Origin of the sequence: Roseburia sp. MSJ-14, assembly GCF_018918225.1 — a bacterium.
Taxonomy (GTDB): Bacteria; Bacillota; Clostridia; order Lachnospirales; family Lachnospiraceae; genus Petralouisia.
In genome coordinates this window covers 429,460-445,721 of sequence record NZ_JAHLQD010000008.1, presented here as the reverse complement: position 1 = coordinate 445,721, position 16,262 = coordinate 429,460, and the positions used below count along the sequence as shown (strand labels likewise).

22 protein-coding genes are annotated in these 16,262 nt (G+C 36.3%); 16 read left to right on the top strand and 6 right to left on the bottom strand.

Annotated elements, in window-relative coordinates; all coding sequences use genetic code 11:
• Positions 1-47 precede the first annotated feature (47 nt).
• The 12 genes from KQI83_RS04515 (at position 48) to rsfS (ending at position 8,527) form a co-directional block, all read left to right on the top strand.
• Positions 48-1,910: a TIGR03960 family B12-binding radical SAM protein gene (locus KQI83_RS04515; protein ID WP_216555042.1), complete on the top strand. Its 1,863-nt coding sequence runs from the start codon at positions 48-50 to the stop codon at positions 1,908-1,910.
• A complete protein-coding gene (locus KQI83_RS04510) occupies positions 1,894-2,700 on the top strand; it encodes a TIGR03936 family radical SAM-associated protein (RefSeq protein WP_216555041.1) in 807 nt (268 codons plus the stop codon). The genes KQI83_RS04515 and KQI83_RS04510 overlap by 17 nt, the downstream gene beginning before the upstream one ends.
• Before the next feature lie 2 nt (positions 2,701-2,702).
• Positions 2,703-3,869, top strand: coding sequence for a ribonuclease E/G (locus KQI83_RS04505; RefSeq protein WP_216555040.1), 1,167 nt, complete (start codon positions 2,703-2,705; stop codon positions 3,867-3,869).
• A 22-nt stretch (positions 3,870-3,891) separates the two neighbouring features.
• Positions 3,892-4,074 (top strand): DUF6472 family protein, encoded by a 183-nt coding sequence (locus KQI83_RS04500; RefSeq protein WP_216555039.1) that lies wholly within the window; start codon positions 3,892-3,894, stop codon positions 4,072-4,074.
• A gap of 149 nt (positions 4,075-4,223) precedes the next feature.
• Positions 4,224-4,529, top strand: a complete 306-nt coding sequence (gene rplU, locus KQI83_RS04495) for a 50S ribosomal protein L21 (protein ID WP_216555038.1) — start codon at positions 4,224-4,226, stop codon at positions 4,527-4,529.
• A 15-nt stretch (positions 4,530-4,544) separates the two neighbouring features.
• Positions 4,545-4,874: a ribosomal-processing cysteine protease Prp gene (locus KQI83_RS04490; protein WP_216555037.1), complete on the top strand. Its 330-nt coding sequence runs from the start codon at positions 4,545-4,547 to the stop codon at positions 4,872-4,874.
• Positions 4,875-4,877: 3 nt separating this feature from the next.
• Positions 4,878-5,168 (top strand): 50S ribosomal protein L27, encoded by a 291-nt coding sequence (gene rpmA, locus KQI83_RS04485; RefSeq protein WP_216555036.1) that lies wholly within the window; start codon positions 4,878-4,880, stop codon positions 5,166-5,168.
• A 112-nt stretch (positions 5,169-5,280) separates the two neighbouring features.
• The gene (gene obgE, locus KQI83_RS04480) at positions 5,281-6,567 is read left to right on the top strand and encodes a GTPase ObgE (RefSeq protein WP_216555034.1); all 1,287 of its coding nucleotides are present in this window, start codon (positions 5,281-5,283) and stop codon (positions 6,565-6,567) included.
• A gap of 24 nt (positions 6,568-6,591) precedes the next feature.
• The gene (yhbY, locus tag KQI83_RS04475; protein ID WP_216555032.1) at positions 6,592-6,888 is read left to right on the top strand and encodes a ribosome assembly RNA-binding protein YhbY; all 297 of its coding nucleotides are present in this window, start codon (positions 6,592-6,594) and stop codon (positions 6,886-6,888) included.
• A gap of 23 nt (positions 6,889-6,911) precedes the next feature.
• Positions 6,912-7,550, top strand: coding sequence for a nicotinate-nucleotide adenylyltransferase (gene nadD, locus KQI83_RS04470; RefSeq protein WP_216555030.1), 639 nt, complete (start codon positions 6,912-6,914; stop codon positions 7,548-7,550).
• A 15-nt stretch (positions 7,551-7,565) separates the two neighbouring features.
• The gene (gene yqeK, locus KQI83_RS04465) at positions 7,566-8,141 is read left to right on the top strand and encodes a bis(5'-nucleosyl)-tetraphosphatase (symmetrical) YqeK (protein ID WP_216555028.1); all 576 of its coding nucleotides are present in this window, start codon (positions 7,566-7,568) and stop codon (positions 8,139-8,141) included.
• Between the two features lie 35 nt (positions 8,142-8,176).
• Entirely contained in the window at positions 8,177-8,527 is a 351-nt protein-coding gene (gene rsfS / locus KQI83_RS04460) for a ribosome silencing factor (RefSeq protein ID WP_216555027.1), read from the top strand.
• A gap of 119 nt (positions 8,528-8,646) precedes the next feature.
• Here rsfS and lexA read toward each other — a convergent pair whose 3' ends face one another.
• Positions 8,647-9,264: a transcriptional repressor LexA gene (gene lexA, locus KQI83_RS04455; RefSeq protein WP_216555026.1), complete on the bottom strand. Its 618-nt coding sequence runs from the start codon at positions 9,262-9,264 to the stop codon at positions 8,647-8,649.
• A 249-nt stretch (positions 9,265-9,513) separates the two neighbouring features.
• On the opposite strand from lexA, the gene yneA reads away from it, so the two are divergent.
• On the top strand, positions 9,514-9,870 hold the full coding sequence (gene yneA, locus KQI83_RS04450) for a cell division suppressor protein YneA (protein ID WP_216555025.1): 357 nt from the start codon (positions 9,514-9,516) through the stop codon (positions 9,868-9,870).
• Positions 9,871-10,012: 142 nt separating this feature from the next.
• Positions 10,013-10,738: a lysophospholipid acyltransferase family protein gene (locus KQI83_RS04445; RefSeq protein WP_216555023.1), complete on the top strand. Its 726-nt coding sequence runs from the start codon at positions 10,013-10,015 to the stop codon at positions 10,736-10,738.
• Here KQI83_RS04445 and KQI83_RS04440 read toward each other — a convergent pair.
• Positions 10,725-11,456, bottom strand: a complete 732-nt coding sequence (locus KQI83_RS04440) for an ATP-binding protein (RefSeq protein WP_216555021.1) — start codon at positions 11,454-11,456, stop codon at positions 10,725-10,727. The genes KQI83_RS04445 and KQI83_RS04440 overlap by 14 nt on opposite strands.
• A 158-nt stretch (positions 11,457-11,614) precedes the next feature.
• Here KQI83_RS04440 and dtd point away from each other — a divergent pair, with 158 nt between their 5' ends.
• The gene (dtd, locus tag KQI83_RS04435; protein ID WP_216555019.1) at positions 11,615-12,064 is read left to right on the top strand and encodes a D-aminoacyl-tRNA deacylase; all 450 of its coding nucleotides are present in this window, start codon (positions 11,615-11,617) and stop codon (positions 12,062-12,064) included.
• Between the two features lie 149 nt (positions 12,065-12,213).
• Positions 12,214-13,278, top strand: a complete 1,065-nt coding sequence (locus tag KQI83_RS04430) for a tyrosine-type recombinase/integrase (protein ID WP_216555018.1) — start codon at positions 12,214-12,216, stop codon at positions 13,276-13,278.
• 4 nt (positions 13,279-13,282) lie between these two features.
• Here the strand turns inward: KQI83_RS04430 and KQI83_RS04425 are convergent, their stop codons facing one another.
• The 4 genes from KQI83_RS04425 to lspA form a co-directional block, all read right to left on the bottom strand.
• Entirely contained in the window at positions 13,283-14,092 is an 810-nt protein-coding gene (locus KQI83_RS04425; RefSeq protein WP_216555017.1) for a Cof-type HAD-IIB family hydrolase, read from the bottom strand.
• A 10-nt stretch (positions 14,093-14,102) separates the two neighbouring features.
• Entirely contained in the window at positions 14,103-14,735 is a 633-nt protein-coding gene (locus KQI83_RS04420) for a cytidylate kinase-like family protein (RefSeq protein ID WP_216555016.1), read from the bottom strand.
• A gap of 76 nt (positions 14,736-14,811) precedes the next feature.
• Positions 14,812-15,747, bottom strand: coding sequence for an RluA family pseudouridine synthase (locus KQI83_RS04415; RefSeq protein WP_216555015.1), 936 nt, complete (start codon positions 15,745-15,747; stop codon positions 14,812-14,814).
• The gene (gene lspA / locus KQI83_RS04410) at positions 15,725-16,261 is read right to left on the bottom strand and encodes a signal peptidase II (protein WP_216555013.1); all 537 of its coding nucleotides are present in this window, start codon (positions 16,259-16,261) and stop codon (positions 15,725-15,727) included. Before lspA ends, KQI83_RS04415 begins: the two co-directional genes overlap by 23 nt.
• Position 16,262: the final 1 nt, after the last annotated feature.

The window sequence follows — 16,262 nt, the reverse complement described above, 5'->3', positions numbered from 1 at the left end:
GCAGATTTATCTGTATGATATGAAAAGAAAAAAATAAGGAGCAATTTATGAATCAGCTTGCATTATCCGATGAAATTTTATTGTCCATTGATAAGCCGGCACGCTATATCGGCAATGAAGTAAATATGATAAGAAAAAATCCCGAAGATGTATCCATACGTTTTTCCATGTGTTTTCCGGATGTATACGAAATAGGAATGTCTCATCTTGGAATCCAGATTTTATATGATATGTTCAATAAAAGAGACGATGTCTATTGTGAACGTGTCTATTCTCCATGGCCGGATCTTCATAAAATTATGAAAGAACAGGACATTTCACTTTTTACATTAGAAACACAGTCTCCGGTAAAACAAATGGATTTTCTTGGTATTACCATACAATATGAAATGTGCTATACCAACATTTTGCAAATCTTAGACTTAAGTCATATTCCATTTATTGCAACAGAACGTACAGAAGATGATCCCCTTGTGATTGGTGGAGGACCTTGTACTTATAATCCGGAGCCATTAGCAGACTTTTTTGACTTGTTCTATATCGGAGAAGGCGAAACACAGTACGATGCTTTATTTGACCTTTATAACACCATGAAAGCACAAGGAAAAAATCGTCAGGAATTTTTACGCGAAGCAGCAAAACTCCCTGGAATCTATGTGCCATCTCTTTATGAGGTGACTTATCAGGAAGATGGCACCATTGCATCTTTCCAGCCAAAATATCCGGATATTCCTACTACAATCCGTAAGGAAATTCAGATGGATGTCACTGACACAACCTATCCTCACAAACCATTAGTTCCATTTATCAAAGCAACCCAGGACCGTGTTGTGTTGGAGATTCAACGTGGTTGTATTCGAGGATGTCGTTTTTGCCAGGCAGGCATGATTTACCGTCCGGTAAGAGAACGTGATGTAAATATGTTAAAAGAGTGCGCCCATGATATGTTGGAAAGCACCGGGCATGAAGAAATTTCCCTAAGTTCCTTAAGCTCCAGTGATTACAGTCAATTGCCGGAATTAATTAACTACTTAATTGACCAAAAAGGAAACGGAGTAAACATTTCTCTGCCTTCCTTGCGTATCGATGCATTTTCATTGGATGTTATGAGTAAAGTACAGGATATCCGAAAAAGCAGCCTGACCTTTGCGCCGGAAGCCGGTTCTCAACGTCTTAGAAACGTCATTAACAAAGGTTTAACAGAAGAGGTTATTTTACATGGTGCAGGTCTTGCATTTGAAGGTGGCTGGCAAAAGGTAAAACTTTACTTTATGCTTGGACTTCCTACCGAAACGGAAGAAGATATGAAGGAAATTCCTCGTCTTGGAGATAAAATTGCAAGACGTTACTATGAAATTCCCAAAGAACAAAGAAACGGAAAATGTCAAATTACCATGAGTACGTCTTTCTTTGTGCCAAAACCATTTACTCCATTCCAGTGGGCACCAATGTGTGAAAAAGACGAGTATCTGCGCCGTGCTAAAATTGTAAATACAGAAATGAAAGAACAGTTAAATCGTAAAAGTTTAAAATATAACTGGCATGAAGCAGATGTTACTGTTTTGGAAGGTGTTCTAGCAAGAGGAGACCGTAAAATCGGACAAGTCCTGTTAAAAGCCTATGAAAAAGGTTGTATTTTTGACTCCTGGAGTGAATTTTTTGATAATGATAAGTGGATGGAAGCCTTTGACGAATGTGGCATATCCATTGCTTTTTACAATTTACGAACCAGAAGTACCGATGAGATTCTTCCATGGGATTTCATTGACTGTGGTGTAACGAAGTCCTTCTTAAAACGTGAATGGGAACGTGCACAGCAAGAAGTGGTAACACCAAACTGCCGCATGCAATGTAACGCCTGTGGCGCAGCTAGATTTGGAGGAGGTGTCTGTCTTGAACATCAGAATTAAATTTAAAAAATATGGTGTAATGAAGTTTATCGGGCACCTGGACATTATGCGTTACTTCCAGAAAAGTATGCGTAGAGCCCACATTGATATTGCTTATTCCGAAGGATTCAGTCCTCACCAGATTATGTCCTTTGCAGCTCCATTGGGAGTAGGCATTACCAGCGATGGAGAATATTTAGATATTGAAGTAAACAGTACCCTTTCCAGTAAGGAATCCATTGATGCACTGAATCAAGTTATGGTTGATGGTATTTCTATTTTAGAATACAAAAAACTTCCGGATATGGCAAAGACCTCTATGTCTTTAGTTGCTGCCGCAGATTATCTGGTATATATTAAAGATAATTACACCAATCCCTTCAACTTGAAGGAACTTGAAGAACAGATGCATGCTTTTTACCAGCAGCCAGAGATTCTCATTACCAAGAAGACAAAGAAAAGTGAAAGAGTCATTGACTTAAAGCCGTTCATCTATGACATGAAGGCAGTTGAATATGATGGAAAGCCCGCATTTTTCTTAAAAGTATGTACCGGAAGCAGCAGCAACATTAAACCTGAGTTAGTAATAGAAAAATTTTATCGTTTTTGCGAGATTCCGTTTGAACCTTTGGCATTTCAGATTCATCGTCAGGAGGTTTATGTATCTTCTGAAGAGATTCCGGTAAAGGGTGAACATGAACGTGCTGAATATGCTGAAAAACTTTCACTTATGAAGAAAGAGTATGCAGAAAAAGGATTGGAATTCCCGACATTTTTTACACTGGGTGAGTTAGGGGAAGATATTTTATAGTGATGGATCAAAAAGTACTAATTACCAAATTAAATTACAACAAAATTACTTATATTACCACAGCACTTTATTCCGGAAAGCAGTTATTAGAAGTATACTTAGAGCCAGTGGAACAGAAGAGTATTTTAAATAATATTTACGTTGGTCGCGTAAAAGACATTGTAAAAAATCTCAATGCTGCCTTTATCGAAATTGCACCGGGCAAACCTTGTTATTATTCATTAGAGGACTGTCATAATCCTATTTATGTGAAAAAAATAAACAGTCCACGAATGGTACAAGGAGATGAAGTTGTTGTTCAGGTGGTAAAAGAAAATATAAAAACAAAGCCCCCAAAGTTAAGCACCAACCTTACTTTTGCAGGTAACTATTTAGTTCTTACAACCGAAAATACAACCATAGGTATTTCCAGAAAACTTCCGCAAGAAGAGAGAGAACGTTTAAAAGGACTATTAGAACCATATCGAAACCCTGATTTTGGCATTGTAGTGAGAACAAATGCCGCACAGGCAACGGAAACAGAAATTCTTACAGAATATAACAATTTAAAGCAAGAATATGAACAGTTAGTACAAAATGCTGTACATCGTACCTGTTTTTCATGCCTAAAAGAAAGTCCACCCGAATTTCTTTCCCTGCTAAGAGATGTACATCAGCACGAACTTCAGGAAATCATTACGGATGACACAGAACTTTATGCACAAATAGAAAAGTCCGGATTTCCTGTGAAATTATATGAAGATACCATGATTTCTTTAAGTAAACTTTATAGCCTTGAAGTAAAGTTAAAGGAGGCATTACAGGAACGTGTATGGTTAAAATCCGGTGGCTACTTAATTATCCAACCTACCGAAGCCTTAACTGTAATTGATGTAAACTCCGGAAAAAGTATCGCCAAAAAGAATGTACAGGAACATTATCTTAACATTAACCTAGAAGCGGCAAAAGAGATTGCGCATCAATTACGTCTTCGCAATATTTCAGGAATTATTGTGGTGGATTTTATTGATATGAAAGAGCAAAAAGCAAAGGATACCCTGATGTATCAATTAAGACAATTGGTAAAGACCGACAGTGTTCCGGTGCAGGTAGTAGATATGACACGATTAAACTTAGTAGAATTAACCCGAAAAAAAGTACGAAAATCTCTTGCAGAACAAATTTCCTAACCCAAACGAAAGGGGAAACTACATGAAAAATATATCAAACTGTGATACCTGTGCAAACTATGTATATGATGAAGATTACGAATACTATGTTTGTATGGTAAATCTGGATGAAGATGAAATGGTGCAGTTCATGACAAATTCCCATTGGGAATGTCCTTATTATCAATGCGATGATGAATATAAGGTGGTTCGGCATCAAATGTAAGAAAATATAAGAAATTTATGCCAAACCCCTTGACGCATGAAAATACACATGCTATTATATACAAGTATGCCGCACAGTGAGGTTTTATAAGTCTGCATTTTTTGATACAGCACCGTAACTGGCGAGTAATGATAAATAGGAGGTGCCATATGTACGCAATTATAGCAACAGGTGGTAAGCAGTACAAAGTATCCGAAGGCGATATCATTACCATTGAAAAGCTTGGTGTTGAAGCTGGTGAAAAAGTTACTTTTGATAACGTATTAGCAGTAAGCGACGGTTCTTTAAAGGTTGGAGCTGACGCAGCTAAGGCTACTGTTGATGCTTCTGTAGTAGAAAACGGCAGAGGTAAGAAAGTTATCGTTTACAAGTACAAGAGAAAAACCGGTTATCACAAGAAGAACGGTCACAGACAGTCCTTCACCAAAGTGAAAATCGAAAAGATTAATGGCTAATCGATAGGAATTGTTATGATTTATATAACGATTTATGAAAACCAGAAGCATGAATATACTGCATTTAATTGTATTGGACACGCCGAGTACGGAGAAGCAGGAGAGGACATTGTCTGTGCTGCTGTTTCTGTATTAGTTATAAATACAATTAATTCCATAGAAGAGCTTGTTTCGGATGATTTTGATATTGTAACAGAAGAAGAAAGCGGTCTGATTGATTTTTCTTTAAAGGAAGATTATTCAAAGGAAGCAGTGTTGTTAATTCGCTCCATGGTTTTAGGCTTACAAGGAATACAAAATAACTACGGAAATGAATATATTACGCTTATATTCAAGGAGGTGTAAGACATGTTGAATTTGAACCTTCAATTTTTCGCTCATAAAAAGGGAGTTGGTTCTACTAAGAACGGTAGAGATTCCAAATCCAAGAGATTAGGTGCGAAAAGAGCTGATGGACAGTTTGTAAAGGCTGGAAATATTTTATACAGACAGCGTGGAACCAAGATTCACCCAGGTGTGAATGTTGGAATCGGTGGAGATGATACATTATTCGCTAAGGTTGACGGTGTTCTGAGATTTGAAAGAAAAGGAAGAGATAAGAAACAGGCTTCCGTATATCCAGTAGCAAGCAACGAATAAGAAAGACTGATAGACTCGACTGCAACAGCCGGGTCTATTCTTTTAATAAGTAACCGGCTAATAAGCGTATTTTACCAACATACATTCATATTTGAAATTGAGGTGGAAAACAATGTTTGCAGATAGTGCAAAAATTATTATAAAATCAGGAAACGGCGGAAATGGTCATATTTCCTTCCGTCGTGAAAAATATGTTCCAAATGGCGGGCCGGATGGCGGCGATGGCGGAAAAGGCGGCGATTTAATTTTTCAGGTAGATGATGGATTAAACACACTAACTGACTTCCGTCACAGACGTAAATATGCTGCTCAAAACGGTGAAGAAGGCGGCAAGCGTAACTGCCACGGGAAAAACGGCGAAGACTTAGTTGTAAAGGTTCCGGCAGGAACCATTATTCGCGAAGCGGCTACTGACAAAGTAATCGCAGATATGTCCGGAGATAATACCAGACAAATTATTTTAAAAGGTGGTAGAGGTGGTTTAGGTAACCAGCATTATGCTACTTCCACCATGCAGGCACCAAAGTATGCTCAGCCGGGACAACCTGGTATTGAGTTAGAAGTTCGCCTGGAATTAAAGGTAATTGCTGATGTAGGATTGGTAGGATTCCCAAATGTTGGTAAATCCACTTTATTATCTCGTGTAACTAATGCACGTCCGAAGATTGCGAATTACCATTTCACCACATTAAATCCAAACCTTGGTGTGGTAGATTTAGAAGGCACTGGTGGATTTGTCATTGCAGACATTCCGGGATTGATTGAAGGTGCATCCGAAGGAGTCGGACTTGGTCATTCCTTTTTAAAACATATTGAACGTACAAAAGTTATGATTCATATGGTAGATGCTGCATCTGTAGAAGGAAGAGATCCAATTGCAGATATTTATGCAATCAATTCCGAATTAAAGGCTTATAATCCGGAATTGATGAACAAGCCTCAGGTAATCGCCGCAAATAAAATTGATGCTATTTATAACGAAGAAGAAAGTGCCTTGCCTGCATTAAAAGCTGAATTTGAACCAAAAGGCATCAAAGTTTATCCAATTTCCGCAGTTAGTGGAGAAGGGGTAAAAGAGCTTTTATATCATGTAAATGAATTATTATCCGGATTGGATGATGCCCCTGTAGTATACGAACAGGAATACTTCCCGGAGGCATCCTTATTCCAAGACGAAGCATACACAGTGGAATATAACGAAGAAGACAATGTTTATGTGGTAGAAGGTCCAAAAATCGAGAAAATGCTTGGTTATACCAACATTGATTCTGAAAAGGGATTTTTATTCTTCCAGAAGTTTTTACGTCAGCAAGGTATCTTGGATGACCTGGAAAACGCAGGCATTTCAGAAGGTGACACTGTCCGTATGTATGGATTAGAATTTGATTATTATAAATAAAAACTATTTAGAAAGGAACTAGAAATGGAAATAACAAGTAAACAACGTGCTTATCTGAAAAGCCTTGCCAGCAACTTAACACCAATCTTTCAGGTGGGAAAGGCCAGTATTTCCCCTGAAATGGCAACAGGTATTGATGAAGCATTAGAAAAACGAGAGCTTATTAAAATCTCTGTATTAAAGAATTGTTTCGATGAGCCAAAGGAAATTGCACAAACCTTAGCAGAACGTACACATTCACAAGTAGTACAGGTAATTGGTAAAAAAATTGTTTTATACCGTCCTGCAAAAAAGGATGCAAAAATCCAATTGCCACGCTAATAACTAAGAAAAGAGACGTTAAAATGGACAAGGTGATAGAAAATAACAATTCCATACAAAAGATTGGAATTATGGGCGGTACCTTTAATCCCATTCATAACGGACATCTGTTAATTGCGGACTATGCCAGGGAAGAATACAATCTATCGCAGGTTTTATTTCTTCCCACCGGACATTCTCCTCATAAATTAAAGCAACAGATTACTCCTGCATCCCAGCGTTGTGACATGATAACATTGGCAATTCAAGATAATCCATTTTTCGCACTGGAACTTATGGAGGTGGAAGAGGAGCGTATTAGTTACACCTACCTGACGCTTCCAAAGCTCAAGGAGAAGTATGGCAACGCTGAATTATATTTTATTCTTGGTGCTGATTCCTTATTTGACATAGAATACTGGAAAGAACCCGGGGAAATTTTAGCCTCTTGCAACGTATTGGCAGCCTATCGCGAAGATAAGCGTGAACTGGATTTTATGAAACAAATTTCTTATTTAAATGAAAAGTATCATGCACATATTTATCCTCTTCACATGCCTTGTTTTGATGTATCATCCAGCAACATTCGCTCTCGTGTTAACCACAATTTGAGTATTCGCTATCTTGTTCCGAAAGAAGTAGCGGACTACATCCACACAAACAAATTGTATCAGGAATCTTAGGGAAAGAAGGATACTATGAAACGCAAAGAAATTGAAAAACAATTAAAAAAAGAGTTGGATAAGGAGCGTTTTACCCATACCATGGGTGTTATGTACACCGCAGCCGCTCTTGCTATGGCACATGGTGCAGATATGGATCAGGCTTTATATGCCGGATTATTACACGATTGTGCAAAATGCATCCCCAATGAAGAAAAACTTTCCTTGTGTGAAAAATATCAGATTTCTATTTCCGACGCAGAACGGAAAAGTCCATCTCTTTTGCATGCCAAACTTGGGGCATATTTTGCCAAAAGCATATACGGAATAGAAGATGAGGAAATTCTTCATGCAATTAAAGTGCATACCACTGGTGAACCGGGAATGAATCTTTTGGATAAAATTATTTATATTGCAGATTATATCGAACCTAATAGAGATCAGGCACCGAATTTAACTGCCATTCGTAAATTAGCGTTCCAGGATTTGGATAAAACTATGGAAAAAATTTTAAGTGATACGCTTCAGTACTTAACGGAAAAAGGTGGAGAAATAGACCCTTTAACCAATGAAACATATCAATATTTCCATAACAGTATTTCTCACAATTAACTTTGAATCTATTACAGAAAAGGAGACTATAAACAATGAGTAATTCACGCGAAATGGTAAAAATAGCTTGCCACGCATTAAGCGAAAAAAAAGCTGACGATATTAAAATTATTGATATTGGTGAAATTTCCCCTATCGCAGATTATTTTGTCATTGCAAGTGGTTCAAATGCCAATCAGCTTCAGGCTATGGTAGATACCGTAGACGAAGAATTGACAAAAGCAGGATATACTGCAAAACAAGTAGAAGGAAATCGTAATTCCAGTTGGATTTTAATGGATTACAATGATATTGTTGTTCATGTATTTTCCAAAGAAGATCGTCTTTTCTATGACTTAGAACGTATCTGGACAGACGGAAAAAAAGTAGATTTAGAAGATTTATAAAATTATAAAAATTTACTATGATATAAGAAGAAACCGCTTTATCTGTTATTCTAAAAGATAGAGCGGTTTCTTTGTTGCTTTTATATAATCAAACTTATACCTTTATGTAAAACAATTACTTATTTAAAAACACGAAATACACCGAATACTTTTCCTAAAATGCTACATTCCTGAACAATAATTGGATCCATATTATCATTTTCCGGTTGTAAACGATAGTAACCATCTTCCTTGTAAAATGTCTTTACAGTAGCAGAATCATCCACCAATGCAACGACCATGTCACCGTTCTGTGCTGTGTTCTGACACTGGACTAATATACTGTCACCATCGAATATTCCTGCATTTATCATGCTTTCTCCCTTTACCTTCAACATAAAAGTCTCTACATTCGGCATCATATCTGCCGGAATCGGAAAATAAGATTCGATATTCTCTACCGCAAGCAATGGCTCACCGGCAGCAACCCTTCCAATAAGAGGAACATTAACCACTTCACGACGTACCAAATTAAAATTATCATCAATAATTTCAATTGCTCTGGGCTTGGTAGGGTCACGACGTATATAACCGTTCTTCTCAAGTGTCTCTAAGTGTGAGTGAACAGAAGAGGTGGACTTTAAATGAACAGCCTCACAAATATCTCTTACCGCTGGTGGATAGCCCTTATTCAAAATCTCACTCTTAATGTATTCTAAAATTTCTCGCTGTTTATCACTAATCTTGCCGTATGACATATACTCATACCTCCTAATATTATTCCAAATCTACGCATATAATCACGAAAATTTATTTCTTTTATCATAACATACCTTATATTAAAATGCAAACACATATTCCGAAAATTTGTTCGCTTTTCATGTTGACAAACGTCTGTTCGTGTGCTATGATTCAAACATAAACAAATGTTCGCAACAGGTGTTCGACAGAATATAATATAAATACAATACTTAATACCCATGATTTGGAATGAAGGAGGAACTATTATGAATTACAAAGAACAAAACGTTTTATTACAGCAAAGAGGAGCTGTTGTACATCGCAATCTTCTTTTAGCATTATTTACATCCATTATTATTATTTTATGTGCCTTGATTGGCAGTAATATTGCAGTTTCCAGTCATAGCAAAGCAGCTCAGAATGCATCTACAAAATATTATACCAGTATCGAAATTGAAAAAGGTGACACTCTCTGGAGTATTGCTGAAAACTATATCACACCTGAATATCCAAATACGCAGGCGTATGTAGAAGAGATTAAAGAAATTAATAATCTTGGTGATGATGATATTCATTCAGGTCAATATCTTATGATTCCATATTTCTCCAGTGAGAATAAATAATATTGCTTTTTACTTATTTATCTTAATATAACTCTTGCCTACTGATTATGTTTTTACATATTTTTCAGTAGGCTTTTTACTTGTCTTTTTAGGGATTTCATTTTATAATAAAAAAGATATACTTACAAATAGGAGAAAATATATGCTTAGATTTTTATATGTTATTTTTATGAATTTGTTTCGTGCTCCTTATATGATTCCTAAGATGCGTTATCAGGCAAACCATCCGGAAAAGTATTCTGAGCAAAAACGTTATGCATTAGTTCAGCATGCAATTACCCTTATGAAGAGAAGCGGGCACATTCATACAAAAGCTTATGGAGAAGAAAACCTTCCAAAAGATGGGGGGTACATCATGTATCCAAATCATCAGGGAAAATACGATGCTCTTGGTATTATGATTACACATAAGAATCCATGCTCCTTTGTTATGGATAAAGTAAAATCCCATATGATTTTAACCAGTGAAATTGTAGATTTAGTCCAGGGAAAACGTTTAGATCGTAAAGATGTACGCAAAGCCCTTCCGGTCTTAAATGAAGTGACGGAAGAAGTGAAACATGGAAGAAAATATATTATTTTCCCAGAAGGTGACTATGTATTTAACAACCATAACCGTTTATCCAGCTTTAAAGCAGGTAGCTTTAAGTGTGCACTCAGATCCAAGGTACCAATTGTCCCTGTAGCTCTCATTGACTCATACCGAGTATTTAATAGCTTTTCCTTTGGTAAGGTGACTACTCAGGTACACTACTTAAAACCACTGTTATACGAAGAATATAAGAATTTAAAAACAGTAGAAATTGCAAAAATTGTGCAGGAACGCATTGAACAAGTGATAGAAGAGTACAGCTTTATGCCTTGCTAACTTTATCACTTTGATAATCAGGTAATGTCCTTTCAATTGCCGTGAACATTCTTTCTTTACATCCGGGATGTTCACGGTTTAATTGTCTTAAACGTTCTTTTACATATTCACGCTTTGTGTAGCCATCTGCCGGACAGGGATTTTTCAACACAGGTAATTCATACTTATGCATAAAACCAATTACATCTGCTTCCAATACATACATCATTGGGCGAATCACGGTTAAATCCATATCTTCCAAATAGGTTTTTGGAGAAAAAGTATGAAAGCGTCCTTCAAAAATCAAAGACATTAACATGGTTTCTACAATATCATCTTTGTGATGTGCATATGCAATTTTATTAACTCCAAGTTTCTTAACCGCTTGGTTTAAAGCACCTTTTCGCATTTTTGCACACAAGGAACATGGATGTTTTTCCTTTCGTTTCTGAAAAACAATTTTGGCAATTTCTGTTGAAACCACTTCATATGGTACATTTAGTTCTTCACATAACTTTGCAATTTTGCTGGTATCAAATTCCGGAAATCCTAAATCTACAGTAATTGCTACAAGCTCAAATTTCTTAGGATAAAAATGCTGCAATCCTTGTAGTGCATAGAGCAGTGTAAGGGAATCTTTCCCACCAGATATACCAACTGCAATTTTATCCCCCTCATCAATCATTTCGTAGGTATCGATTGCCTGACGTGTATAGCTTAATAACCTTTGTAATTTCATATATCCTCCATGTTGGTTGACATAATATACTTATGTTAATCAATCTAAAAATGTCATTTTCTAAAGTATTTATTATAGTATAAGTTTATGTTATAATCAATCTTTGAAGGAATATTTATATTTTTAAATAAACAAATACAAGAAAGGATTTATGATATATGAAATTTGTAATACAACGTGTCACCCAAGCCTCTGTAACTGTAAATCAAAAGGTAATTGGTTCTATTAAACAGGGATTTTTGGTACTAATTGGAATAGGTGAAGATGATACAACCGAAATTGCCGATAAATTAGTAAAAAAACTTATAGGATTGCGTATTTTTGAAGACGAAAACGGAAAAACAAACCTTTCCTTAAAGGATATTCGGGGAGAATTGTTATTGGTTTCACAATTTACCTTATATGCCGAGTGTAAAAAAGGAAATCGACCATCTTTTACCAAAGCCGGTAAGCCGGAATTGGCAAATCAATTATACGAATATATTATTGAAGCATGTAAAAAGGAATTTCCGGTAGTACAAACCGGAGAATTTGGTGCGGACATGAAAGTTTCTTTATTAAACGACGGACCATTTACGATTATTTTAGATTCCGCGGAAATCTGTTAAAACCTAACGTATACCTGAAGAAAGATGCAGATATATAGATAAACAGATACAAAAAGGTACTTATTTAAAATTCACCCTATCAGTTCGTAAAATCAACATTTCGCGAACTGATAATTATTAGCACTATTACATTACAAGGAGTTTTTCTCATGGAATACACAGAAAAAATCAATTTGGAAAATAAGAAAAAACTACAAGAACTGTTAAAAGAACTGCCAAAGTTTTGCAGTGATTTTTTTCGTTACCTGGATACCAGAAACACATCTTCCAGAACCAGACTTTCTTACGGATATGATATTCGCATCTTTTTTGAATTTATTCAGGAAAATAATCCGGTGTATAAGAAAATGTCTATGCATGACATACCAATCAGCGTTTTGGATGAGATGACCCCCATTGATATTGAAGAATATCTTTCGTATTTATCTTATTATGAAAAAAGCGATGGACAGGCTGTAACAAATGGTGAAAAAGGAAAGTCGCGAAAGCTTTCTGCTATCCGCACCATGTATAACTACTATTTCAAAAAAGAGTTTATTAAGACAAATGCCCCATCCATGATTGATACACCAAAGAAACACAAAGAAAATATTATCCGTTTGGATAAGGATGAGGTAGCTGACCTGATTACTACGGTACAAAATGGTGAGAATTTAACTGCCCGTCAGCTTGCTGCACATCAAAAGACAAAATATCGTGATATTGCCATTTTAACACTCCTGCTTGGCACCGGAATCCGTGTTTCTGAGTGTGTCGGTTTGGATGTGGCTGATGTAAGCTTTAAAAATAACTGCATGCGTGTTGTACGAAAAGGTGGAAATGAATCTACCATTTATTTTGGTGATGAAGTTGCAGATGCTCTTTTGGACTATTTAGAGTTAGAACGTGAAGGCTTGGCACAAAAAGCAACACCGGAACATGAAAACGCATTGTTTTTATCCTTAAAATACAGCCGTCTTACTACTCGTTCCGTAGAAAAACTGGTTAAAAAATATACCGGTGCAGCAAATATTAATAAAAAAATTACTCCTCATAAACTGAGGAGCACTTATGGTACCAATCTCTACAAAGAAACCGGTGATATTTACTTAGTTGCCGATGCACTGGGACACAAAAGTGTGGAAACTACCCGGCAGCACTACGCTGCCATCGATGATGACCGACGTCGCTTAGCCGGTAAGTTTTCCGGAAGTATCTTCCATGAAGATGAATAAAAAATTAAATAACCGCATATTTTTCCAAAGTTGCTGCAATTCCATCCTCGTTATTTGATAAAGTAACATCATTTGCAATAGTCTTTAATTCCTCACAAGCATTGCCCATAGCAACGCCAAGACCTGCATATTCCACCATCGACATATCGTTTTGAGCATCTCCAAATGCAATTACTTCTGACTGAGCAATTCCTAATTCCTTGCAAACCATATCCAAGGAAACGGCTTTGGTAATGCCCTTTAGATTGCACTCTAAATAAAATGGTGCCGACATAACAAAGGCAAATTCTTTTTGAAATGGCTCTGTCATTTTCTCCATATGTTCTAACAAAACTTCATTTGGCGCCGCAGTCAATATTTTTACCGGATTGAAATTTAAAAATTCAGAAAGTAATCCCACTTCTACTATCTCTAATCCATTGATACTGCTCTCGTAATCTGCCTTATATCCGTCTTTTTTGGGCACATAGAGGAATTTTCCGTTCATCACCATAGGAGAAACCGGAAATTGCTCTAAATGTCTTAAAACAGCCTTTGCGCGTTCCTGTGAAATTGCTTTTTCATACAATACTTTTCCATTTTGAGCATCTAATACTTTTCCACCATTATATGCCAACAAAACTCCATGATGGGTATCCATCTCCAATTCCTGCTTTAAAAGGTCTAATCCAGCAACCGGACGCCCGGAAGCAAGCACTAGAATTATGCCACGTTCCTGTGCTTTTTTCAGGGCATCCAATGTTTTTGGAGTTATCTTCTTTTCATCATTTGTCAGTGTTCCGTCAATATCCAGAACAATCATCTTATAACTCATATATATTTTTCTATCCTTTATTCATTTTTTTCAATTCCATGTATTTTAGAATCATTTCTACACAACCATCGGTTCCAAGCTTTCCACTGTCCATGCAAAGATCATAACTTCTGGAATCTCCCCATTTCTTACTGGAGTAATAATTGTAATAACTTGCACGTTTTTTATCCGTTTTTTGAATCATATCTCTTGCTTTTTCCTTGGTAAGCTTAAAAGTATCCATAACATGATTGATTCTAAAGTCCATATCTGCATGCACAAATACGCTCAAACACTTTGGATGTTCAGCTAATGCATAATCTGCACAACGTCCTACGATAATACAGGATTCTTTCTCTGCAAGCTTTTTAATCGTATCAAACTGTGCCAAAAATACTTTGTGATTTAAAGGCATATCCAAAAACGGAGCAGATGTGTAGCCACTAACAGAATATGTATCCATAACTAAGGAATATAAAAAGCTGTTAGTTGGTTTTTCATCGTGATTTTCAAAAATCTCCTCACACAGCCCACTATCCTTTGCCGCCATTGCAAGCAGTTCCTTATCATAATATTTCACATTCAATTTTTCAGAAAGTGCTCGAGCCAAATCCATACCGCCACTTCCAAATTCTCTACCGATTGTAATTACAAAGTTGTCCATAGAAATACCACCTTTCTGCTTTACTTGTCTTTATTATAATACATTTTTCTTGAAATGTATATACGATTCAACTAATTTACAGCTTCCCTTTTAATAACTTTTGGAAATATTCCGGTAAAGGTGCTTCGACTTCCAAATATGCTCCGGTGGAAGGATGAATAAAGCCTATGACCATGGCATGTAACGTCTGTCCTTGCAAATGATAAGGATTCTTACCACTTCCATATAATGTATCCCCAAGCAAAGGATGACCGATACTTGCCATATGAACACGAATTTGATGTGTTCTTCCTGTTTCCAGTTCAAACTCCATATAAGTATGATTGTTAAACCGCTCTAATACCTTATAATGTGTTATTGCCGGCTTTCCGTTTTTCTCATTAATTGCCATCTTTTTACGTTCAACCGAATGTCTTCCTATGGCTCCTTCGATTCTTCCGGTGTCTTCTTTTACTACACCGTTTACAATCCCGCGATATCTTCTTGTAACGGAATGTTCCTTAATCTGCTGGGCAATCTTCACATGTGCATTATCATTTTTACATACAATTAATGCTCCCGTTGTATCCATATCAATTCTGTGCACAATTCCCGGCCGAATTGCCCCATTGATTCCAGAAAGACTATCCTTGCAATGATACATAACAGCATTTACCAATGTTCCGGTGTAATGTCCCGCAGATGGATGCACTACCATTCCTTTGGGCTTATTTACAACCAAAACATCCTCATCTTCGTATAAGATATCCAGTGGAATATCCTCTGGCACAATTTCAATTTCCTGTGCCTTTGGAATTGTAACACTTACTGTATCTTCTGCACTAATGCGATAGTTTGCCTTTTGCGCTTTCTCATTTACCAATACAAGATTTTCTTTTATGATTTTCTGAAAAAAGGAACGAGACTGATTCTCATAAATCAATGCCAGATATTTATCCAAACGTTCCCCTTCTTGTTCAAAGCTTACTTCAAATTCTTGGGATATTTCATTATTTTGCTTCGTTTCCTGCATCTTTTTTCTTCTTTGAAGGCAATAATACCTCCATATCCTCTTCTTTATAATAGAAAATAAACAACAGTAACAGTACTACTACGCTGCAACTTACATATATATCAGCTACATTGAAAATTGGAAAATTAATCAACTCAAAATAGAAAAAATCAATTACATAATCTAAACGAATACGATCAATCAAATTTCCAAAGGCACCTGCCATAAGGAATGTAATGATTATCCGAATCCAAAGATATCGTTTGGACATAGGACAATGCCAATAAATGTAAGCCATAACCGCTACTAAAAATATTGTAATCATCACGAATATTACTTTACCGCCCTGAAACATTCCAAATGCTGCTCCACGGTTTTCTAAATATTGTAATTGAAATACATTTTTAATAATAGATATGGAATTTCCGTCTTTTAGATTTGTTACTGCCAAATATTTTGTAAACTGGTCTAATACGACCAAAAGTATTGTTATTATTACACCAAGTATGCAACTTGTTTTTTTATTTTTTATCATG